The sequence below is a fragment of the Lysinibacillus sphaericus OT4b.31 genome (assembly GCF_000392615.1).
Lineage (GTDB): Bacteria > Bacillota > Bacilli > Bacillales_A > Planococcaceae > Lysinibacillus > Lysinibacillus sphaericus_B.
This window is the reverse complement of the sequence record NZ_KB933398.1, coordinates 3,840,625-3,862,405: the sequence shown is the minus strand read 5'-3', so window position 1 is coordinate 3,862,405 and position 21,781 is coordinate 3,840,625. Positions and strand designations below refer to the sequence as shown.

At 35.2% G+C, this 21,781-nt stretch carries 21 protein-coding genes; 11 read left to right on the top strand and 10 right to left on the bottom strand.

Annotated features, from left to right (window positions below; translation table 11 throughout):
* Positions 1 to 285 precede the first annotated feature (285 nt).
* Positions 286 to 1,362, top strand: a complete 1,077-nt coding sequence (locus tag H131_RS17845; RefSeq protein ID WP_010860535.1) for a helix-turn-helix domain-containing protein — start codon at positions 286 to 288, stop codon at positions 1,360 to 1,362.
* A gap of 69 nt (positions 1,363 to 1,431) precedes the next feature.
* On the opposite strand, the gene H131_RS17840 is transcribed toward H131_RS17845, so the two are convergent.
* The 5 genes from H131_RS17840 to H131_RS17820 form a co-directional block, all read right to left on the bottom strand.
* Positions 1,432 to 1,725, bottom strand: a complete 294-nt coding sequence (locus H131_RS17840) for a hypothetical protein (RefSeq protein WP_010860534.1) — start codon at positions 1,723 to 1,725, stop codon at positions 1,432 to 1,434.
* On the bottom strand, positions 1,707 to 2,687 hold the full coding sequence (locus H131_RS17835) for an anti-sigma factor (RefSeq protein WP_010860533.1): 981 nt from the start codon (positions 2,685 to 2,687) through the stop codon (positions 1,707 to 1,709). Before H131_RS17835 ends, H131_RS17840 begins: the two co-directional genes overlap by 19 nt.
* A gap of 2 nt (positions 2,688 to 2,689) precedes the next feature.
* Positions 2,690 to 3,166: a sigma-70 family RNA polymerase sigma factor gene (locus H131_RS17830; protein ID WP_010860532.1), complete on the bottom strand. Its 477-nt coding sequence runs from the start codon at positions 3,164 to 3,166 to the stop codon at positions 2,690 to 2,692.
* Between the two features lie 176 nt (positions 3,167 to 3,342).
* Positions 3,343 to 4,965 (bottom strand): hypothetical protein, encoded by a 1,623-nt coding sequence (locus H131_RS17825; protein ID WP_010860531.1) that lies wholly within the window; start codon positions 4,963 to 4,965, stop codon positions 3,343 to 3,345.
* Entirely contained in the window at positions 4,962 to 5,750 is a 789-nt protein-coding gene (locus tag H131_RS17820) for an ABC transporter ATP-binding protein (protein WP_010860530.1), read from the bottom strand. The genes H131_RS17825 and H131_RS17820 overlap by 4 nt, the downstream gene beginning before the upstream one ends.
* A 269-nt stretch (positions 5,751 to 6,019) precedes the next feature.
* Between H131_RS17820 and pdxR the strand changes: the two genes are divergently transcribed.
* Positions 6,020 to 7,477, top strand: a complete 1,458-nt coding sequence (gene pdxR / locus H131_RS17815; protein WP_010860529.1) for a MocR-like pyridoxine biosynthesis transcription factor PdxR — start codon at positions 6,020 to 6,022, stop codon at positions 7,475 to 7,477.
* Positions 7,474 to 8,397 (top strand): D-alanine--D-alanine ligase, encoded by a 924-nt coding sequence (locus tag H131_RS17810; RefSeq protein WP_010860528.1) that lies wholly within the window; start codon positions 7,474 to 7,476, stop codon positions 8,395 to 8,397. The genes pdxR and H131_RS17810 overlap by 4 nt, the downstream gene beginning before the upstream one ends.
* Positions 8,398 to 8,730: 333 nt before the next feature.
* Here H131_RS17810 and H131_RS17805 read toward each other — a convergent pair whose 3' ends face one another.
* Positions 8,731 to 9,570, bottom strand: coding sequence for a YitT family protein (locus H131_RS17805; protein WP_010860527.1), 840 nt, complete (start codon positions 9,568 to 9,570; stop codon positions 8,731 to 8,733).
* A gap of 642 nt (positions 9,571 to 10,212) precedes the next feature.
* On the opposite strand from H131_RS17805, the gene H131_RS17800 reads away from it, so the two are divergent.
* Positions 10,213 to 11,151, top strand: coding sequence for a ring-cleaving dioxygenase (locus H131_RS17800; protein WP_010860526.1), 939 nt, complete (start codon positions 10,213 to 10,215; stop codon positions 11,149 to 11,151).
* Between the two features lie 48 nt (positions 11,152 to 11,199).
* Here the strand turns inward: H131_RS17800 and H131_RS17795 are convergent, their stop codons facing one another.
* Together H131_RS17795 and H131_RS17790 are read right to left on the bottom strand one after the other, a co-directional pair.
* The gene (locus H131_RS17795) at positions 11,200 to 12,132 is read right to left on the bottom strand and encodes an aldo/keto reductase (protein WP_010860525.1); all 933 of its coding nucleotides are present in this window, start codon (positions 12,130 to 12,132) and stop codon (positions 11,200 to 11,202) included.
* A gap of 136 nt (positions 12,133 to 12,268) precedes the next feature.
* Entirely contained in the window at positions 12,269 to 13,021 is a 753-nt protein-coding gene (locus H131_RS17790) for an IclR family transcriptional regulator (protein WP_010860524.1), read from the bottom strand.
* Between the two features lie 374 nt (positions 13,022 to 13,395).
* Here H131_RS17790 and H131_RS17785 point away from each other — a divergent pair, with 374 nt between their 5' ends.
* A complete protein-coding gene (locus tag H131_RS17785) occupies positions 13,396 to 13,944 on the top strand; it encodes a GNAT family N-acetyltransferase (protein WP_010860523.1) in 549 nt (182 codons plus the stop codon).
* 86 nt (positions 13,945 to 14,030) lie between these two features.
* Here the strand turns inward: H131_RS17785 and H131_RS17780 are convergent, their stop codons facing one another.
* Positions 14,031 to 14,423 (bottom strand): RidA family protein, encoded by a 393-nt coding sequence (locus H131_RS17780; protein ID WP_010860522.1) that lies wholly within the window; start codon positions 14,421 to 14,423, stop codon positions 14,031 to 14,033.
* 351 nt (positions 14,424 to 14,774) lie between these two features.
* On the opposite strand from H131_RS17780, the gene H131_RS17775 reads away from it, so the two are divergent.
* From H131_RS17775 to H131_RS17750, 6 genes are all read left to right on the top strand, one after another.
* Positions 14,775 to 15,836, top strand: coding sequence for an AI-2E family transporter (locus H131_RS17775; protein WP_010860521.1), 1,062 nt, complete (start codon positions 14,775 to 14,777; stop codon positions 15,834 to 15,836).
* 355 nt (positions 15,837 to 16,191) lie between these two features.
* Complete coding sequence (locus H131_RS17770; protein ID WP_010860520.1) at positions 16,192 to 16,590, top strand: RidA family protein; 399 nt, start codon at positions 16,192 to 16,194, stop codon at positions 16,588 to 16,590.
* A 203-nt stretch (positions 16,591 to 16,793) separates the two neighbouring features.
* Entirely contained in the window at positions 16,794 to 17,462 is a 669-nt protein-coding gene (locus H131_RS17765; RefSeq protein WP_010860519.1) for a GntR family transcriptional regulator, read from the top strand.
* Between the two features lie 107 nt (positions 17,463 to 17,569).
* A complete protein-coding gene (locus H131_RS17760) occupies positions 17,570 to 18,781 on the top strand; it encodes an MDR family MFS transporter (protein ID WP_010860518.1) in 1,212 nt (403 codons plus the stop codon).
* 193 nt (positions 18,782 to 18,974) lie between these two features.
* Complete coding sequence (locus tag H131_RS17755) at positions 18,975 to 19,430, top strand: GNAT family N-acetyltransferase (protein ID WP_010860517.1); 456 nt, start codon at positions 18,975 to 18,977, stop codon at positions 19,428 to 19,430.
* A 159-nt stretch (positions 19,431 to 19,589) separates the two neighbouring features.
* Entirely contained in the window at positions 19,590 to 20,231 is a 642-nt protein-coding gene (locus H131_RS17750; protein ID WP_010860516.1) for a pentapeptide repeat-containing protein, read from the top strand.
* 336 nt (positions 20,232 to 20,567) lie between these two features.
* Here the strand turns inward: H131_RS17750 and H131_RS17745 are convergent, their stop codons facing one another.
* Positions 20,568 to 21,629 carry an LLM class flavin-dependent oxidoreductase gene (locus tag H131_RS17745; protein WP_010860515.1) on the bottom strand — a complete coding sequence of 354 codons (1,062 nt, stop codon included), beginning with the start codon at positions 21,627 to 21,629 and terminating at the stop codon, positions 20,568 to 20,570.
* Positions 21,630 to 21,781: the final 152 nt, after the last annotated feature.

The window sequence follows — 21,781 nt, the reverse complement described above, 5'->3', positions numbered from 1 at the left end:
AAGGCAATGAAGAAAGAAGTAGTGCATTTGTTGAGGAAATACAATTTAAGAAGTGGCTAGAGAGTAGGAGATTTGAAGTGCACGTTCCTCTAAGTTGCATAACATTTTTGTGTTCATATCACAAAGTTAAATTACATCACAAGGAAAAAGTATAAGATAAAATATGAAATGAGAGGTTATAGATATTATTTCAGAAATTTTGTGAAGGACTAGTTTTAACAATCACAAGAAATATCAAAACAAAGAAATGAATACCTCATATAATCTTCTTGAGGAGTGAGATAAATGAATGAACATATACAGCTGATGATTGATTGGATTGAAGACAATTTAAAAAATAAATTTTCATTAGATGAACTATCTAATTATATGGGATATTCCTCTTATTATTGTTCTTTTAAATTTCATCAAGTAACAGGTATAAGTATTCGGCGCTATATTCTGCTTAGAAAGTTGTATTTGTCTACGGAGGATTTGGCGAATGATTGCAAGATAATGGACATTGCCTTTGATTACGATTATTCTTCCCAACAAGCATATAGTAGAGCTTTTAAAACTATTTTTGGTATAAATCCAAGAGAGTTTCAACTGAACAAAATGCCTGTTCAATCATTTGTTAAACTCACACTCCATAAAGAAGAGGGATGGTGTAGAATGAATATTTCTAGAAAAATTGAGGTTGAACAGTTACAAAATGAGCACAGTGAGCTGTTTGACAAGTATGTACTGAACATATTGAATGGACAAGTTATGTACGAAGAATTTAAAGATAACAAACTAATGGGGGATTGTGATTACGCGCCATTTAATGAAGCGATGTGTGTAAACGCCACTACTAAACAAGTTTTTGATAAAGAGTTTATAAAAACACGGGCATTGGGACATCATGCGTCGGTAGAAGATTATATCAAAAAAGTTATTGATCCATTAGACAATCTTTTTAATAAAGAGTATAAATGTATCGTTTTATGGTTTGGTGAAGACATGTTTTGTCAAATGAACTTACTGACTATACTTTGCTACCTGGAGCAGTGTGGGTATAAAGGCAAGGTGGTGTTAAATAGCTTCCGAGAGGATGAATTTAAAGTAAGTCAAATGGAACTTAAATTAGGGCACTATATTTCTGTCTACAAGGAAGTATTGGTGAATCATAAAAAACCATCAAATCAACTACTGCCAGTAATGTATCAAGCAATAGACATCTATTTAAATATGCTCATCGAAAATAATGCAGTAGTAAAGTATATTTCCAAAAATAAAGATTTGCCAACATCAGAATTACTTAAAAGATTATTTGATCTTTTCCCAACAGTAGGATATGGAAATTCGCAATATATAGCGCTGATTAATAAAACTAGATGAAAAGTTAGTCTGCATCGACTGGCTTTTCATCTAGAAAAAGGGGGCCTGGGACTCTTTTACGAATCTTTCTTAAGGAAACGGAGTAATAGACCAGCCAACCAAAAATATGACAATCATAAATAACACAAGGTAGCAGCCAAGAAAGATGCCCCACTTCCCAAGAGAACGGCTAGATTTTGGAATGGCAGCAAGGATGCCAAAAATGAATGTTAAGATAATGATTGTCGAAGAGTTACTAGTAAATGGAGCATCATAACCAATAATAATCCAACTATTAATCATAATCAGTGTCCATAAGCCTAAGCCAACACTAGCCCAGCCAAACACATTAAAAATGGACTGTTTTAATGCACCCAATTCCATAATTTAACCTCCCCAAGTTTTATATGTTTAATCATTGTATGATTTTGTAACTGCTCGATTTCAGCTTTAGGGCCTGTAATGACAACAGCATAAGTTTTCATGTCTTGTTGCTCTAAATAATTTATTCTTTCTGTTAGTTCCAGATTTTTATGTGAGGAAACAGCAGTAGCGGTATCCTCATAATCAGCTAAAAAGTTTAGGATGGATAAAAAAGTTTGTTCATGAGAAGTAGAATTTTTAAATGGTGACCAATTTGTATTATCTGGTTGTACAGGATAGCCAATTGGCGATACAACATTACCGTTAGCACTTAGCATGGTGTCTTCTACACCGGTATAAATAGCTGCCCATGTGACATCTACTTTCGGCATTTGCTGGATTACTTCATCAACTGTATATAAATCGTTTAAAGAAATATATGCTTCTACAACTGTTTCATTTGGTAATCCTTTTAGCACTTGTCGCTCCTCAGTTGAATTAAATTCTGCTCGATTTTTTGGATGCACTAGCCACTGATTTGTTTCAGTTGGGTATTTCGGATACGTTTTTTCCAGTTTAGAAGTAATCTTTTTTTCAACTAAATCATTTAACATAAAGCGTGTATTATAATGTTTAATGGGATAGACCTCATCACCTATCTGCTTAAATTGCTCAAATGATAGTCCCATCGAAAAGAGTGAAAAATCCATATCAAATTCAAGTTCTTCTAACGTCGTATTTGGTTCTGTTACGTAAAGAGTCTGGCTCGTAACATCCATTAATGTGGTAGATTTTGTACCAAAAGCATAGTACAAAAATGTCAGCATATAACAAGTAGGTACAATTAAAAGGGCAATGGTCAACGTAGTTAAAATAAGTTTCCACTTAGATGATGCAATGGCTTTTTTTATAACATTTGTAGAAGGTGCATCTCTTTTTTCACTATCCTTTGCCTGTTGTAATAATTGTTTATAAGAATCCAATGCTATTCCTCCTTCGTAATTAGTGCGCGCATTTTCTTGCGTCCTCGCGCTAAATGACTTTTCACTGTATTCAAATTTAAATGTAAAATGTTCGCAGCCTGTTCATTTGTACAGTCATGCACATCACATAACAAGATGATTTGTTTTTCTATCGGTTTAATTTGTTCTAGTAGGTTTAATAATTTTAGATAAGCATCTTGTTCAACAATGATTTGTTCCGGTGTTGTTGAATGAATTTGGTCAACGTTGTCGGAAGTAATATACCGCAGCTCTTTCCGTGTACTGTCGATATATGTATAGTAAGCGACTTTAAAAAGCCAAGGTTTGATATCTTGAATCTCTTGACCAAGAAGGGTAATATGCGCTTTTGTAAATGTGTCCTGAAGCAAATCCTCAGCTAAAGTATGATTTTTGGTAAGTGAATATAAATAGCGATATATATCATTCATATAGGTGATATATATTGTTTCAAGTTCCATCTCTTCCCACCTTTCATCCTATCCTCGTTTAAGGGCCAAAAAAGGTTGCAAAATAATTAAAAATTATTATAAATGTTAAACCAATGAATATGATGACGCATGAAAAAACGGCTTAAGCCCATTGAAATAAAGGGCTTGAGCCGTCTTATCTAATTTATAAGTAGGGGTATAACTTGTTATTTTACACGTTTGAAGACGATTTTCCATAGTACAAAATTAATGATTACTAGCACAATCAAATAAATGATTGTGCCATAGGAGATACGTGTTGCCATGAAATAATGTAGTCCCGCCAGTATAGCTAACGGAATAAATAATAGAAAAGATTTCCAACCCTGTGCGTTGCCGATTTCATCATAAGGCTTTGTAAAAGGGATATGGCTTCCAAAGCCGATGTAACAAATCACAGTGTAAAAGCAACTTGCTGCAAAAACAGTCAATAAATCCGGGATAATTCTTGTGCCATAAATAAAGCACAACACCATGCTTAGGACAAGATACAAAGGTATATATAGCTTAATCAAAAATGCTTTTAAGCTACCTTTTTTTAAGTCTGTATAGTCCTTGATTGGAAAGATTTTGTAGATCCAAGCGGCTTTATACTTTCCTGAATGTCCAAGCATGAGCACAGCTGATGGGATAAGTAGCATGCTAAAATAAATAGTAAAATAGCTCATACTAACGGCATAATCATCAGTTTCTGTCCTGAGCACACTAAATATAAATATAAATGGAATGACAAAAGCAAAACCTAAAGATGGATATACTTTTAGTTTAAATTCGCGCTCTTGTTTCATCATGAGAGAGGCAAAACGATAAAATGCTCTTTCCTCATTTGTTTGGCAAATGAACGATAATAAATACTCCTTTAGGCGATTGTTGCTTTTCTTTTTTGATTTGCTTGTGCTTAATAGCTTTTGCAGGCTGCGCTCAAAGGTTGGAATCAGTTTTACATAAAGCCATATCGACACAATAGGTATGACGACAGAGAAAACGCTGCATATCACTGTGAATAAAGTTGTGTCACCATTGAACAGCAATTCATAGGGAGCGGCAAACCACATTGGAATTAGAAAAATACTCCACCAATGAAACGCGACGACAACATCAAAATTGACAAATTCAAAGGATCTAATGAGGACTTGATAGCCAATCATCAGTACTAACGACAAACCGATTTGTACATAATTGATGATATCCTTCAGCTTTTCCCCATCAAAGAATCGCAAAATAACAATATATAAAATGGCAGTAAGAACGACAATAAAAATATTAATTAAAACTAGTTCGAGCACAGTTAACATAAAGAATACAATTCCTTGATTAAACAAGCCGACTAAAAGTGGAATGGTTGTTAAGGCAATGGTTAAATACGCCAAGTAGATAAATATATGCATAAACTTAGCCGCATTTACCGTTTTTTCAGTAATGGGCTTGGTTGAGAGAATGCTTTTATCACGTACATCCAAAAGTACAGAAGAAAAATCAGAAATCATCGATGTCATAATCAAAAAAATAATCATTGCATAAGCAATACTCATCTGAAAAAGATAATTATGGCCAAAGCCTATAAACGGAATGAGCACAAGTCCGAATAAAGTATAAATCCATAAAGACTTGATATAGCCATATTTTTGATCTTCCTTTTTTTTAGCTTGGTTAAATAATGTAGGTACTTTGCGTTCATCCATCGTTAGTTTAATATGGAGGATTATTCTCATGATGTCATAATCGATGCCCATTTTCACAAATACAAGTCGGAATTTATCAAGCAGTTGTAGGGTTTTAAAATCGTTCATTGCATTCTCCCTTGTACAACAGCAACGAACTGTTCACCAATTTCTTGATGATTATGGAAACCTGTCAATTGATTGAAGATTCCTTCCAAAGTTCCCATAGTATTGCCTGCTTGTAGCTGGGCAAATGTTCCGTCAGCTGCAATTTTCCCATCATTCAGCAGGATGATGCGACTACTTATTTTTTCGACGACATCCATAATATGAGAGGAATAAAATATTGTTTTTCCTTGAGCAGCCAATTGCGTTAAAATCTCTTTAAATATCATCACACTATTTGCGTCTAACCCATTAATTGGTTCATCTAAGAATAGTAAATCTGGATTATGTATAAGGCTAGCGATAATTAACAGCTTTTGTCTCATTCCCTTTGAATAGGAGGATATTCTAGCATGATAGGCTTCTCCAACTCCAAACAATTCCATTAAGGATTTTGATTTTTCAGCGGCAACCTCTAACTCTTGGCCATAAAGCTGGCCGATGAAAGTTAAATATTCATAACCAGTTAGGTTGTCATATACATCAGCTATTTCCGGTACATAGCCGATTCTTCGTTTGTACGCCATATGATCTTGTTGAATAGCCTCTCCGAAAAGCTTAATTTCTCCACCGTAGTCGCCTTCAATTCCTAAAATAATTTTAACAGTTGTACTTTTACCAGCGCCGTTTGGACCGATATAGCCTATAATTTCTCCTCTTGAAACGTGCAAATCGATGCCTTTTAATATTTCCTTGCTACCATAGCTCTTCGTCAAATTCGTAATCGTCAAAATTTCTTGCTGATTCATTTTAGCGCTCCTTTTTCGTTTTTCTGTCTGACTTCTATACAGATAGACAATAGTTTTGGTTAAATTAACCATATGTAGAAATGATAATATAATTACGTGTAAGAAGAAAGTAAGAAATTTTGCAGCACGCTTTGGCTTTAAGTATACATTTGGAATAAACTGTACTGTGTTGTTTCTTTTGGGCAACCGCCGCTAAAGGAAAATACATATGGCGTGGACCTTTTGAGATAGATATAGTTATGTAAAAATGATAGCAAGGAGGTCAGGGCGTGTTTAATGATTTTAAGCTTGTGGATGATCGTCCGGTTTATATGCAAGTAAGGGATTATTTAAAAGAGATGATTAGGAAAGGACACCTGTTGGAGCATCAGAAGCTTCCGTCAACCCGTGAACTTAGTAAATTATTAACGATTAGTAGAAATACTGTTCTCACGGCTTACGCAGATTTAGAACAAGAAGGTCTAATTTACGCAATTAAAGGAAAAGGAAATTTTATAAGGAAAGTCGAAAAGTTCAAACCGCCATCTATAGAACTTCATTGGAAAGAGAGGCTCAATGAAGTGACATTATTAGCTGACGAATTAGACTTAATGAAGCAAGATGTTTTATGGGAAAAAGGCATAATTTCATTCAGTAGTATTGCCCCAGAAGAAAAGCTTTTTGATGTCGAAAATTTTAAAAGGGCTTTTCTGACTCGAATGTCCATTGAAGGGGATATTGTGTTGAATTACGGCTATGCAAAAGGTTATAAACCGCTCATCGATTACCTTCTTCACTATATGCAATTGAAGGGTGTAGATATTTCCAATAAGGATATTCTTATTACGAATGGCTTCACAGAAGGTTTGGATATTTTATTATCTTCCTTAGCTAAAAAATCCGGACGTGTTCTATGTGAGAATCCAACGCATTATGCCGCATTAAAGCTTTTTCGCTTACATGGATTCGACATTCACGGAATCGACATGAAGGATGATGGCATTGACATCAGTAAAGTTGAAAAAAGTTTATCTAAAGCGGCTTTTGATTTTGCCTATCTCATCCCGTCTTATCATAATCCAACTGGAATTGTGACCTCATCTGAAAAGAGGGCTGAAATCATTAAACTATTTTCGACATATCAAATCCCTATTGTGGAGGATGGTTTTAATGAAGAATTACTTTATTCAGGCGCACATTTAGCGCCGTTAATGACTTTGGTCGGCCCAGGTAACCAGGTTATTTATATTAGCAGCTTTTCCAAAATTCTTTTTCCAGGCTTACGTGTTGGTTGGATTTTAGCAGATAAAGAACTAATCCACTGTTTAGAAAGTGTAAAAAGGGCACGTACTATTCATACATCTACACTGGATCAGGCCGTGCTTTATCAATATTTGCATGATGGCTATTTCGAAAGATACTTGAAAAAAGCTAAAGCAGTATATAAGAAAAAATATGAACTAGCCCGACAAGCATGCATTCAATACATTCCCTTTAAAAGAATGACAGGAGATGGCGGTTTACATCTCTTTATAGAACTTGCAGACGAAATAAATGCACGTACGCTTTTAAAAAAGTGCTATCAACAAGGTGTTGTTTTTTATCCTGGAGATGTTTTTTTCACCGATAGAGGAGGAAGCAACACATTTCGATTGGGATTTTCCCGGTTAAATGAAGAGGATATTGTCCGTGGAATTAAGATAATCGGTACGACCTTAAAAAATGAATTAGAGGAGTTGAAAAAATGAAAGTTGGCGTTATTATGGGCGGTGTTTCTTCAGAAAGACAAGTGTCTCTCATGACAGGTGAAGAAATGATTACCCATTTAGATAAGGATAAATACGAAGTTGTAGCTATTAAACTAAATGACAAAATAGAGCTGATTGACAAGGTGAGAGATATTGATATTGCTTTGATAGCGCTTCACGGCAAGTTTGGTGAAGATGGCTCAATTCAAGGTGTACTTGAAACCTTAGATGTACCATATACCGGAAGTGGCATGCTATCAAGCGGTATTTGTATGGATAAAAATATGTCAAAAAAAATTATTCGCTATGAGGGCATTCAAACACCAGATTGGCTTCATATTTCGGATATGAAAGAGCTTCAGATGGATGAATTAGATAATATGGGCTATCCGTTGGTGGTAAAACCGAATTCAGGCGGTTCCAGTGTAGGGGTAAAAATAGTATACGATAAAGATTCATTACTATCTTCAGTGGCAGACGTATTCAAATGGGATAGTGAAATCATTATAGAAAAGTATATAACAGGCGAAGAAATTACATGTTCTATTGTTGATGGAAAGCTGTTACCGATACTTTCAATTCGACATACAGCGGCGTTTTTTGACTATCATGCAAAATATGAAAATGCCACAACGATTGAAGAGATTGTAGAACTTCCAGCAGCAATACATGAACGGGTCGCTAGGGCTGCAATGGTCTGCTATAGCGCCTTAAAATGCACTATTTATGCCCGAATTGATATGCTCATAAAGGATGGAATTCCATATGTCATGGAGGTCAATACATTGCCGGGAATGACGAAAAATAGCCTACTGCCAAAAAGCGCTCATGCAGCAGGAATCACCTATACCAAGCTGTTAGATAAAATTATTGAAAGTTCCTTACAGGTTAGGAGAAGCGAAGATTATACTATTTTATAGAATAATAGCTTAGACTTTGTAATCGTTAAAGGTAGCTAAATAACCTTTTCGGTCTAAATATTTAATAAAGAATGGCAAAAGGTAAGAATCGGATTTAAAGATATAGAGATATTTTTTCTTCCACTATCCAGGGTTTTAGGAAAGAGGACTATTAAGAAAACGCCATTTTGATTAAATTTTTCAAAATGACGTTTTTTATTTCCCGTAAAATATTTGTTCGAGAGAATTAGTAATCTTATATGTGTCAGAAGTGAAAAAGCAAAGTGCTTGCCATCTATATCCGATGTTTAAACCGATACGTTGTCTTTAATCAGATTTCCAAACATTTTGGTGTTATGCCTTAGATAATTCAATAAATCCTTCTCCAAACACATCTCGTACATCGTGAATGGCAATGAAGGCATCCTTATCTATTTCCTTGACAATCTTCTTTAGCTTTACAACTTCCTGTTTACTAATGACAATATAAAGAATTTCTTTTTGCTCCTTCGTATAATAGCCATGGCCTGATAGGACCGTCACGCCTCGATTCATAAACGCACTTACTTGGCCGGCAATGGCCTCCGGTTTTTTTGAAATAATCGTAACTGCCTTTTTAGGATTCACACCTTCAATAACAAACTCCATCACCTTTGTACCGACATATAGCATAATAATAGTTAGCAACAATGCCTCTGTCCCGATAATAAAATAAGATGAGAAAGCAACAATTAAATCAAAAAATAATAAACCATAACTAATACTCCAGCCAAGATATTTGTTCGTGATTCTAGCTAAGATGGTAGAACCCGCTGTTGTTCCACCAACCCTTATTATTAAGCCAATGCCTACACCAGCAAATACCCCGCCGAAAATGGCATTCACAATAATTTCATTTGAAGAAATGGACCACGTTTCTGTCAAATGTAAAAAAAGTGAATGGAACGTTACGGCAATAATCGTATAAATGGTCGTTTGCCTATTTAAAAATTTATATCCAACCACTAATAAAGCTGCGTTTAACACAAAACTTACAATACTTGGCGACCATCCAAATAGATAATAGGCGATAATTGTTATACCAGTTACGCCGCCTTCACCTAAATCATTTGGAATAACAAATAAGTTAACTGCCAGCGCAAAAAGCAGCGACCCGACCATAATCATTAAAATATCCAAAATGTATTTCTTCACTACATGACACCACCATAACATAATTGATTTTTTCTTAAGTACATACTATATCAAGTTCTATTCATTTTATATACTGTTGGAATGTTCATTTGTGATAAATCAACAAGTGTGAGTAAGTATGTTGTTAGTTTTAACTAAATGAATCCATGATATAAGCATTAGATACTAGAAGTTTTAATAAAATAATACAAAAACTAACAATATAATAACATACCTTTAATAATTTTCTAGCCAAGGAGGGGGCTATATAGCAAAAAATAATTGATTGCTGGGTGGGATGCTATGCACAATGCTAGTTTCAATTTAAGTTTTAATGCCATAATCACTGAACTTGATCTTAAAGCATATAAATGGATATAAAAAATTTGCACCATTTCCATAACTAATTGATATGTAGGGACGGTGATGTTTAGCATGTCTAGTTATTTACTTGGGAAGATAAGATGTTTTTCTTACAGATATGTTGACGGATTTCAAAATAACGTGTTATTATTATCTCGAATTCAAGATAAATTAATTTGAGATAATATTTAAAGCAGGTTAAGAGCTTCAAGTAACTAGTCATTGGAAGTTTGGTATTGTGGTCAATTGGAAAAAATATACGAGAGAAAAAATTAGTTAGTCATGAAAGGCGTTGTCAATATGAACAAACATACAGCAGGTATTCACCATATCACAGCCATTGTGGGGCATCCACAGGAGAATATTGATTTTTATGCAGGTATTTTAGGCTTACGTTTAGTTAAACAAACGGTAAATTTTGATGACCCGGGCACATATCATCTTTATTTTGGTAACAAAGGTGGTAAACCCGGTACGATTATTACGTTCTTTCCATGGGCAAATGCTTATAAAGGACAAATTGGCGATGGTCAAGTCGGCGTAACAACTTATGTTGTACCTGAAGGGGCACTACCTTTTTGGATAAATCGTCTTGCGAAATTTGCCATCCCATTCAAAAAAGCGGAGCGCTTTGGTGAACAAATTATTCAATTGGATGACCCACATGGACTTCAATTAGAAATCGTTGCACGTGCAGAAGGCGATATAAACGAATGGTCATTTGGTGAAGTTACATCAGAGGTCGCGATTAAGGGATTTGGTGGTGCAACGCTTTATTCAAGTCATCCTGAAGAAACAGCCAAGGTATTAACGGGTGTAATGGGGCTGGAAAAAGTAGCAACAGAAGGCGAATATACACGCTATAAATCAAGTGCAGATATTGGAAATACTGTAGATTTAAAAATAGTATCAGGCTTACGGGGTCAAATGGGTGTAGGGACAGTACATCATATTGCATGGAGAGCTAAAGATAATGCGGATCACTTAGAATGGCAAGAGCATGTAATGAATTATGGACAACATGTAACGGAAGTAAAAGACCGTAATTACTTTAACGCCATTTATTTCCGCGAACCCGGTGAAATTCTATTTGAAATTGCGACAGATCCTCCAGGATTCTCACATGATGAGACACCTGAAACAATGGGTAGCCAATTAATGTTACCCTCTCAGTATGAACAGCAACGTGAACAGTTAGAAAGAACATTAATCCCCATCAAAGTGCGTTCGCTTGATTAAGTGATTTGCGGAAATGTTGATTTAACAGCATTTCCGCATGTTCTATTATTATAAAATTCTTGCTATATTCACTAAGTCTTCATTTGTTAAAAGGACATCAGTCGCTATTACATTGGCAGCCACTTGGTTTTTATGCTTTCCTCCTGGAATAACGGCATCAATACCCTCTTGTGCTAATAACCAAGCAAGCGCTAAATTGGGTAATGTTGTTTGATGCTTCTGAGCGATTTCCTTTAATGCCTCTACTTTTGCTAACGTTTGTTCAAATAGCTCACCGTGGAATAAAGGATTTGATATTCGCCAGTCTCCTGCATCTAATCTGAAATCTTTTGTATAGTTACCACCAAGTAGCCCATAAGCAAGCGGACCGTATGGAATAAATGAAATATCATGTTGAATACAGTAAGGCAATAGATCTTGCTCTGCTGAACGGTTTAACATATTGTAAGGAGATTGTAAAACTGAAATATCATTATGCACATTGGCTTCTTTTAGTTGATCTACTGTTACATTTGAAATTCCTATTGCTCGAATTTTCCCTTCTTCTTTTAGACGTGATAATTCACCAATCGACTCAGCTAGCGGAGTATCGTTATCTGGAAAGTGTAAGTAATAAAGATCTACATAATCCATTTGAAGACGTTGCAAGCTATTCTCGAGTGCTTGGCGTAAATATTGTGGATCATTATCTACTGTGACTGATCCATCTTCAAACCAATGCTTAGCTCCCTTTGTCGCTAACACGAAATCCTCTCTGCGATAATTTTTCAGTACCTCCCCGACAATTTCCTCGGAACGTCCTTTACCATAAATGTCTGCTGTATCAATAAAAGTTATCCCTAAATCAAGTGCAGCGGAGACTAGTTCCTTACCATCCTGTTCATTTAAGTTTTCAAATAAGTTATGTCCACCTACAGCATTTGTACCAAGACCAATTTCTGAAATATTGATCGTTGTTTTCTTTAACGTATGAAATTTCATCATCCTACCTCCTCGTGTTTTCTATAATCAGCATAGAGCAAAAAAAAAATTTTTACCAACACAGCTACATGTTGTTTCGAATATAGAAACAAAAGCATTTTCATTGTAAAAAAAGGAGAAATTGTAAATGAACATCTTAAGTTATCAGATAATTAATTTCTACTGTCACTTGTTGACTTGCCTTCACTAATTTTTTTACATACGAACGAATGGCGTTTTTTTTAATTTGTTCGGTCGAACCATGGAAAGCAATTGCTCCGATTACTTCTTTATTACGATAAATTGGAACTGCAATGCAGCATTTACCTAGATTTGTTTCCTCATTATCAACCGCATATCCTTGTGCTTTAATGACCTGTAAATGAGGAACCAATAGTCCGTAATCATAAAAAGTTTCTGGTGTATAGGTATGTAGCTCCATAGTATTTAACATTGCTTGTTGTCTTTCAGGTGAGAGATGAGCTAATACTACTTTGCCAAGGGCACTCGAATGCATAGGTGTTCGAGAATCGATGGCATGAAAAGCAGGTTGCTCAAAAGGCTCCTTAATTACATTTTTTATGACCATCTCACAATCTTCTAAAATACCAATATAAGTGGTTATTTGTTCTTGCCTTGCTAGATGATAGGGGGCTACAAGAGAAGCCCATTGGATATCATTATGCCAATATAAATGCTCATTTCTAAAAATATGAGAATTTAATTGGTAATATTTATTATATTTTGTAACATAATTCATTTTTTCTAGTGTATAAAGCATTCGAAAAACAGAAGTCTTATTCATTGATAGTTCTTCCATAATTTCAGTTAAGGTAAGCGCATGTTTTTCACGTAGTAAATCCAAAATTAAAAGGCCCTTTTTTAATGTTGATACTTCATAAGACTCCATTATGTCTCTCCTTACTTTTGAATTAGCTTAGTTAATCGTAACAAGTTTAAAACTCATCGTATTCTTTCTTCTAATATATTACAAGAATAGAAAAGTGGCTTTAATCTCTGAAACTTCGTCTTTCGCTTTCAACATAGGCTGCTATTTAAATCAATTTTGTTCGACCTTCCATTAACATGCTGAACATGAAGCGGCACATCTAAAAAATATCTACTGATTAGTAGTGCAAAAAAACAGAATTACCTTATAATGGAAACGTAAAAGTTGAAAGGAATGATGAAAATGAGACAGAAACAAAAAGTGATTGAAAAGTAGAGTATCAAATTCTCTTTTCAATCAACTATTGCAGAATATTAATTGAAAAGAGGGATTTTATGTACGCTGAAGATGGATTAACCATTAGACCAATTAAACAAGAAGATTTACCTCGCTTATGGCAATTAATTTATAAAGACGAGCAACCAGAGTGGAAACTGTGGGATGCACCCTATTTTCCTCATGTACCTATGACTTATGAGGATTTTATACCAATGAGTGAAAAATGGATAAACCGTGAGGATTTCTGGGTGATAGAAGTAAATGGTATTGTAAGAGGGGTTATTTCATACTATTGGGAGCACGAGCCTTCTAAATGGCTTGAAATGGGTATTGTATTTCACGAAGCTAATACGTGGGGAAAAGGTTTTGGAACAAAGGCGTTGAAGCTCTGGATAAATCATTTGTTTTCTACACTCCCTATTGTACGAGTAGGGTTTACTACTTGGTCTGGTAATGAACGAATGATTCGTGTGGGTCAAAAACTTGGAATGCAAATGGAAGCACGAATTCGTAAGGTTCGTTATTATAACGGTCATTATTACGATTCTATCCGAATGGGCATTTTAAGAGAAGAGTGGTTTAATATGAAATTCGACAGCTATTAATGTGCATCCCCCCTTATCCTGTTGTTACAAATTATCAATAAGATAAGGGGAATTAATCTTCAAGCAAGCATATATTACCTATACCGTTATTCAATTTCCTTACATGCCCAAGCATCGATTTCAACTTTAAAGGTTGGTGCAGCTAATGCGACTACATAAATCATTGTTGTACACGGTAGGTGATCTCCGAGAAAATCTTTTATAATCTGACGTCTCTGATTGGCGTCATTTTCTCCGACAAAATAAAAAACTAGTTTGGTCAAATCTTGAACCCCCATGTTAGCCGATGTAAGATTTTTTAGGATATTGTCTAATGCTATCTGCATCTGTTCTAAAGAATCTTCAGGTACTGTTCCATCTACGCTCATCCCTAATTGTCCAGATAATGTTAGCCATCTAGTTGGCCCAGTTACTTCAATTTGGTGGACATAAGGAGCCACTGGAGGGTGAATGTCCTTTGGATTTCTTGAGGTTTTCATAGAATCATCCTTTGCTGATTAAACTTTTTTATAAAAAAACATTCACATTCGAAGAAGAATAACGCCATTTCGATTAATCCTTTGTCAAACAGCGTTTTTAGCTATATAGTTAAAATAGGTCTGTTTTTACTTATTCTTTTGGATTATGTGAATATTCTTCTAATTATGGATTTTTTAGCTGTTAAGCTCAATGGTTTATCATTTTTTGAAAGTATATAGCATAAAAAATATTTGTTTAGATATCAAAATATATTTTCTACTTTCCTATTATATATGTTAATGTATCTCACGATAAATGAACAAATCAAACCGTAAAGGCAGAGAAGCCGTTTTTTTGAAGGGTGTGAATGCATGGTTGATTTTTTTCGAAGTAATGGATTTAAACGTTTTATTATTCTAATAGGGGTCGCAGTTGCACTATATCTGATGTGGAGTATGATCAATCTTATTCTGCTTACATTCATTATCACCTATCTGATGAATGAACTCTCTACTGGTGTGACTAAAAGGCTCAGACGAATCGCACCGATAAATGAGAAAGCTGTGATTGTTACTCTTTACCTTCTACTTGTAGCGGGTATTGTTGCTGTTATCTATAAGTATTTACCAGTCGTAAGTCAGCAAATTACACAATTGTTTAATCTTATTGCAGCATTTAACCTCAATCCGAATGATAATGAGATTGCGAGGTATTTGGCTCCAACTTTCGAGAAGATTGAGCTAGGTAAATATTTGGAGCAAGGTGTGGACCTCACACTTACAAATCTCACGAATATTGGTAAAGTTATCATGCATGTGTTCATCGCACTGATTTTAAGCTTGTTTATTCTTCTCGAGAAAAAACGCATTACGGAGTTTACAGCGAAATTCAAGGATAGCAAGATTGGTCCACTTTACGATGAACTAACGTATTTCTGCAAAATATTCGTTCGGTCGTTCGGTAAGGTCATCGAAGCACAATTTGTTATTGCAGCTGTGAACTGTGTTGTATCTGTTATTGCGTTGTACTTCATGGGATTCCCACATTTGATTGCATTAGGAATCATGCTCTTCATACTTGGATTGATTCCTGTCGCAGGCGTTATCATTTCATTGATTCCGCTCAGTATTATTGCCTATAGTATCGGTGGATTAATGCACATAGTCTATATTCTAATCATCGTTGTAGTGCTACATGCACTTGAGGCGTATTTCTTAAACCCGAAGTTGATGTCGGCAAAGACGAATCTTCCAATTTTCTATACATTTATCGTGATCCTCTTCTCGGAACATTTCCTAGGTGTCTGGGGACTAATCATCGGGATTCCACTGTTCATGTTCCTTCTCGATATTCTGGGTGTGACGTCTGCTCCAGAGGTAGATTTGCAGAAAAAAGTTGCAGTTCAGGATAATAACGGCAATCAAATTGACTAACATTGCCTCATTCTAAAAATGGAAGCATCGCTCTTATGCGCATGCTTTCATTTTATTTATTGGTATTGTGTATTTTAAATTTGCCTATATTGGTTTGTATGAATTGACGTAAATAATAGAATATAATGTAAACATTGAGCGTTTTTGTGTATAATAAATATAGAAATTACTATCTTGTCCTATTAACAGAAAGGGGTATTCAATTCATGAAAAAAAGATTACTGAAGCTTTTATCGTCTGGATATGGATACTCTACTGCTGTTTTTTTCTAGAATCATTTTTCAAGGGAGAAGTGTGCCCAAAAAATGATAAAAAGGAAGTACAGTAGAAACTATTAAAAGGCGAGGTAAATAATATGAAAAACACTAAAATCATTAGAAAAAATCCACAGGGAATGCCTAATCCAGTAGGGAATTACACGCATATTACGAAAATCCCTAGAAATTCAGAGTTATATGTGACATCGGGTCAAATTGGATTAGATCAAAATGGTCGAATGCCACATAGTATGAATGATCAAATCACAAATACTTTTCATAATATTAAGGTAGTATTGGACTCGGAAGGTTTAACAGCTGAAGGCATTATTAAAGTGAACATATGGGCAATAGAAAAAATTGATTGGGACTACTTGTATGCTGAATGGGAAAAACTATTCGGCAATGACTATCCAGCAATGACGATTGGCTATATTTCGGAGTTAGGTTTACCAGAAATTCAAATAGAAATAGAGATTTGGGCAGCAAAAGCATAGTAACACACCTCATCCAATCCATGGGAACGTATTGTTTCCATGGATTGTTGTAGTTATCGGAGATTTACCAAACGTTTAAATGCTCTAAAGAAATATTTTAATGGAAGAACATTGTTTTCTTATGAAAAATAAGGAAAATATCTTTAGTGTGTGATATATTACATATTACTAAAATGTGTATAAAATGTTTATGGGGGTCGGAAATGTTGGATCAATTGCAGGTAAAGAAAACACTTAAGCGTACTTTTGTGCGTGAGGAAGCCTACACGGTTTTAAGAGATTGGATCGTAGATGGAACCCTAAAACCAGCGCAACAATTGCGCGACAAGGAATTAGCAGAATTATTAGGTGTGAGTCGTACGCCTATTAGAGAAGCATTATTACGGTTGGAGGATGAAGGATTTGTACAGACCAAGCCTAATCGTTCAACTACTGTTTCGCCTATTTATGCTCATGAAGTATTACACCTCTATTCGATTGGTTGGACGCTAGATCGATTGGCTATGGAACAGTCCTTTGAGAAAATTGGGGATGAGCATCTGCAAAGGATGGAGAAAATCAATCTTGAACTTAAAAAAGCAATAGAAGAGAGAAATCAATTAGTAGCGGTAGAGTGTGATAATGAATTCCACTCCACTTATATAGAAGTTTCTACAAATGAGGAATTGAAACGAATACTGGAAGGTATTAAGCAAAAGCTCAAACGAGTAGAATTATATTATTTTGATGAGGTAGAGGATGTTCATTTTTCTTACGAGGAACATAATCTGATTATAACTGCACTAAAACAAAGAAACTTACCTTTAGTTCTTGATGAAATAGAAAAGAATTGGAGACAAAGTTTTTCTAGAATTGAACAGCATATATTTTAATACAAGATAAAGAAGATAGATAAGTTCACAAAAGCTTTCAATCAATAATCATAGTTTATTTGGGCCATAGAAATGGAAATTTTGTAGAAAGAGAGCAAAATTATTTAATGGACAAAATTAAGAGTTACTTAAAAGAATTTCATCCAATTGTTCATATATTAGTATTTGGAACTGTTTTAATTACTTTAACAAGCTCAATGAGTATGCCTTTTTTAGCAATTTTTCTAAGTCAGTCTGCAAATTTAGATTTTGCTACTATCGGGTTTATCATAGGTGTAGGTCCTTTAGCAGGTACTTTCTGTGGATTGATTGGAGGTGTCCTGTCAGATTTTATTGGAAGAAAGAAATTGATGATCCTCTCTTTGATAGGGTTAAGTATTGCTTTTATTGGTTTTATTTCTACCACGAATATTATTTTTTTATTGATTTTTAGTATAATCAGGGGAATTGCGCAAGCTTTCTTTGGAACGGTATCAAAGGCATTAATGGCCGATTTAACACCAGATAATAAAAGATATAAAATGTTCGCTAATCGATATTTAGCTTCTAATCTTGGTTACGCGATAGGGCCTATGCTAGGTGCCTTTTTAGGAATTGGGGGCAGTACGATAGCATTTATCTTAACATCCTCAATTTATGTCATCTATGCAGTTGTTATATACTTTATGCTTAGAGCTATCAAGGACTCTAAGCATAACAATGGAGCTGTATCGAAAGATAACATGAATGTGGCTCTCTTATGGCATACCTTACGTAGTGATGTACCCTTAATGTTATTTATTATAGGTGGCATCTTATTAACGACTGTACATGGTCAAATGTCAGTAACACTCTCTCAATACCTACAGGCAAATATTATTGATGGAGTAAAGTTATTTGCGATATTAATGAGTGTCAACGGATTTACCGTACTTATAGTGCAAATTCCGTTAACCAGATGGTCAGAGCGTTTTACTTTAATTCAAAGAATTGCTTATGGCTGCATGCTATTTGCAGTTGGAGAAATCGGATTTGCCTTTTCTACTATTTGGATTGCCTTTATTATTTCGATGTTTGTATTTACTTTAGGTGAAATACTGGTCATTCCTGCTGAATATGCTCAAGTAGATGAGATTACACCACAGCATTTAAGAGGTACTTATTATGGAGCTCAAAGTTTAGGGGAGTTTGGCAATTTCTTGGGTCCCTGGTTCGGAGGTATCTTGTTATCTACGTATGGCGGGACAACCATGTTTTTATTTATGGCTTTCATATCTTTATTAGGGATTTACTTCTTCTATGTAGGGAAGCGAAGCTTTAACAAAAAGATGCAGGTTTAACACGTAGAAAATTACTTTATAGAAATATGAAATATGTATAAAGACTGAAAATTCGATTTACAATGTAGGCGAACTTTGAAAGGAGGAGGTCATTATGACAAACAATACCATTTTTATCCATTTTAAATACTGGGGGATAACGTTTAATTAACAAAAGTATTAGCGTTTCCTCACATTCGAAAGGGGAAAATTTGTGAATAACAATAATGTAAAAATTGTAGAAGTAAATGCAGAAAATTGGTATGAATGTTGTGTACTAGAATTATCAAAAGAACAAACAGCTTTTATAGAACCAAATGCTATCTCAATAGCGCAGTCAAAGTTTGAACCGACATTAAAACCGTATGCCATTTATTTTGAAGAAAAAATTGTAGGGTTTTTAATGTTTAATTCTGTAACAGAGGAACTTGGTGGCTATTGGGTCTATAGAATTATGGTTGATAAGCATTTCCAAGGGAAGGGAATTGGTAAAAAAGCTACTGAATTAATGATTTCGGAGGTAGCTAAATTACCGAATGCGAAGAAAATTGTAGTTGGTTATCACCCAGAAAATAAGGGTGCCCATCGTTTATATTCTAGTTTAGGGTTTATTGATAATGGGGATAAATTCGGTAAAGAAATGGCAGTCATCAAATATATAAATAAGTAAAAAAGTATTTCAAGAAATAGTGAGGGGAAGGGGCCTGTTTTAGGTCCTTTTTCTAGTTTGGAAAGATAGTGATCATTGAAATGCATAGCAGTGGAATATCTAATATGCTATCATTGTATAAGAACTAGTGTTCCTTAAAATGTTAGGTAAGGTGATAATATGTCAAAAATAAAAGTTGAAAAACCAAAACTTTCTCTTCATTTACCTGCTGCGAACTTTCAAGAAATACATGATATGGACGAGTCATATCTGACTAATTGCACAATTACTAATTGCACAATTGAAAGAGAAAATGTAGATAAGATAGAATTTTCGCAAGTTACTTTTAAAAATGTGTTATTTAATGATGTGACATTTAGAAATATTGAGTTAACAGATGTTACTTTTGAAAATTGTGATTTATCCAATGCCGATTTTATGGGAGGGATTATACATAGAGTCGAATTTAAAGAATCAAAAATGTTAGGGATTAATCTGTCAGATGCTACTTTAGGCAATGTACTTTTTGAAAACTGTATTATGAATCTAAGTTCGTACGGTTATAGTAGTTTAAAACAAGTACAGTTTGCTAATTGTTCATTACAAAATGCTGATTACTATGAATGCAATTTTAAGAAAGTTGGATTCCAACAATGTGATATAAATGAAGTGAATTTTTCTGGAACATCTCTTAAAGGGATAGATATTAGTAGTTCAACATTTGAAAGGCTAAGTGTAACTTTGGAGGATTTAGATGGATGCGAGGTTTCTTCTGAACAAGCAATTGGTTTTGCTAGAATGTTGGGCTTAAAAGTAAAATAAGCTATTTATTTTGCGTAAAGTTTTACTCACTTGTCTATCAACGAAAGGGCTGTCTAAAAAGTCCTAAACAATAACGCCTGTGCTCCTATTTGGTAAAAGTCGCTTCGCTTTTCCGCGGGCAAGGTATGAGCGCATCGCTCGCTAAGCACCTTGCTGGTTCTCATACGCTTGCTCTTCACGCAAAGTTGACCCTTTGTATCAGAAAAATAGCTTAATAGGATACCTCTAAGTGTATTGTTTTACTTTTGGACAGCCCTTTTACGTCTACTGAAGTGTAAACTATGTTCTTATTTTATAATTTTCATTAAATGATTATTAGTCCTGGAGGAATTTATTCTATTGATTGCCCCCTGTTTCAGCTTCCCATTTGGCTATTTCCTTCCTTACTCGGGGTGCTACCTCAGTTCCTAACAACTCAATGGCTCTCATTACTTCTGCATGTGGCATAGAGCTTAACGGTACATACATCATAAAGCGTGTAATACCAACATTTTTACGCAGGTGAATAATCTTCTGGGCAACAGTCTCCGGATCACCAACATATAGAGCACCGTCGAAGCTGCGAGCGTCATCAAAACTAGAGCGGTCATAGTGCCTCCAGCCTCGCTCCTTGCCAAGTTTATTCATGCCTGCTTGAGTAGAAGGGAAAAATGTCTCTGCTGCTAGTTCGGTATTCTCTGCGATAAATCCTATTGAATGCGATCCGACTTTTAGTTTTGATACATCATGACCAGCGTGCGCTGCCGCTTTCTTATAAAGTTGCACTAGCGGTTCAAACTGCATAGGGTTTCCACCAATAATTGCCAACATCAGTGGTAATCCTAGCAAACCAGCACGAATAGCAGATTGCTGATTGCCTCCACTACCAACCCATATCGGTAAAGGACTTTGAACGGGCCGTGGGTATATGCCTAAATTATTAATCGCAGGTCGATGTCGGCCATCCCAGGTTACTTTTTCGGATTCACGAATCTTAAGCAGTAATTCCAAATGTTCCTCAAACAACTCATCATAGTCATTCAAGTTGTAACCAAATAATGGAAATGATTCGATAAATGAACCCCGGCCAGCCATAATTTCCGCACGTCCATTTGAAATGCCATCGAGCATAGCGAAATCCTGGAAAACTCGTACTGGATCTGCTGAAGAAAGCACTGTCACGGCACTAGTCAGCCGAATATGTTTTGTCATGGGTGCAGCAGCAGCCAGCACAATTGCTGGAGAAGATGCTGCATAATCTTCCCTGTGATGCTCACCTACGCCAAACACATCAAGTCCCACCTGATCAGCAAGAACAATTTCTTCCACAACTTCACGCAATCGTTGTGCGTGACTAATCACTTCACCAGTCTTAACATCCGGCTTTGTTTCTACAAACGAAGTAATACCTATCTCCACGAATTATCTCTCCTTTTTCCCATTAACTTTCTCTGTAAGGTTTGAAAGCAAAGGTTTGAATAGCATATATTTTTATTTCACATTATTTTTATTCCTTCTATAACAAGTGCTTGTGTCGTGCGGATTCATTTTGTAGAACCTGATAATGATAG

What these genes read in the sequence shown, in the direction of transcription:
- H131_RS17825 (WP_010860531.1), bottom strand. Translation starts at nt 4,965, where the DNA reads ATGAACGATTTTAAAACCCTACAACTGCTTGATAAATTCCGACTTGTA.
- H131_RS17810 (WP_010860528.1), top strand. Translation starts at nt 7,474, where the DNA reads ATGAAAGTTGGCGTTATTATGGGCGGTGTTTCTTCAGAAAGACAAGTG.
- H131_RS17775 (WP_010860521.1), top strand. Translation starts at nt 14,775, where the DNA reads ATGGTTGATTTTTTTCGAAGTAATGGATTTAAACGTTTTATTATTCTA.
- H131_RS17765 (WP_010860519.1), top strand. Translation starts at nt 16,794, where the DNA reads ATGTTGGATCAATTGCAGGTAAAGAAAACACTTAAGCGTACTTTTGTG.
- H131_RS17750 (WP_010860516.1), top strand. Translation starts at nt 19,590, where the DNA reads ATGTCAAAAATAAAAGTTGAAAAACCAAAACTTTCTCTTCATTTACCT.
- H131_RS17790 (WP_010860524.1), bottom strand. Translation starts at nt 13,021, where the DNA reads ATGGAGTCTTATGAAGTATCAACATTAAAAAAGGGCCTTTTAATTTTG.
- H131_RS17800 (WP_010860526.1), top strand. Translation starts at nt 10,213, where the DNA reads ATGAACAAACATACAGCAGGTATTCACCATATCACAGCCATTGTGGGG.
- H131_RS17780 (WP_010860522.1), bottom strand. Translation starts at nt 14,423, where the DNA reads ATGAAAACCTCAAGAAATCCAAAGGACATTCACCCTCCAGTGGCTCCT.
- H131_RS17830 (WP_010860532.1), bottom strand. Translation starts at nt 3,166, where the DNA reads ATGGAACTTGAAACAATATATATCACCTATATGAATGATATATATCGC.
- H131_RS17785 (WP_010860523.1), top strand. Translation starts at nt 13,396, where the DNA reads ATGTACGCTGAAGATGGATTAACCATTAGACCAATTAAACAAGAAGAT.
- H131_RS17760 (WP_010860518.1), top strand. Translation starts at nt 17,570, where the DNA reads ATGGACAAAATTAAGAGTTACTTAAAAGAATTTCATCCAATTGTTCAT.
- H131_RS17840 (WP_010860534.1), bottom strand. Translation starts at nt 1,725, where the DNA reads ATGGAATTGGGTGCATTAAAACAGTCCATTTTTAATGTGTTTGGCTGG.
- H131_RS17770 (WP_010860520.1), top strand. Translation starts at nt 16,192, where the DNA reads ATGAAAAACACTAAAATCATTAGAAAAAATCCACAGGGAATGCCTAAT.
- H131_RS17820 (WP_010860530.1), bottom strand. Translation starts at nt 5,750, where the DNA reads ATGAATCAGCAAGAAATTTTGACGATTACGAATTTGACGAAGAGCTAT.
- H131_RS17845 (WP_010860535.1), top strand. Translation starts at nt 286, where the DNA reads ATGAATGAACATATACAGCTGATGATTGATTGGATTGAAGACAATTTA.
- H131_RS17795 (WP_010860525.1), bottom strand. Translation starts at nt 12,132, where the DNA reads ATGAAATTTCATACGTTAAAGAAAACAACGATCAATATTTCAGAAATT.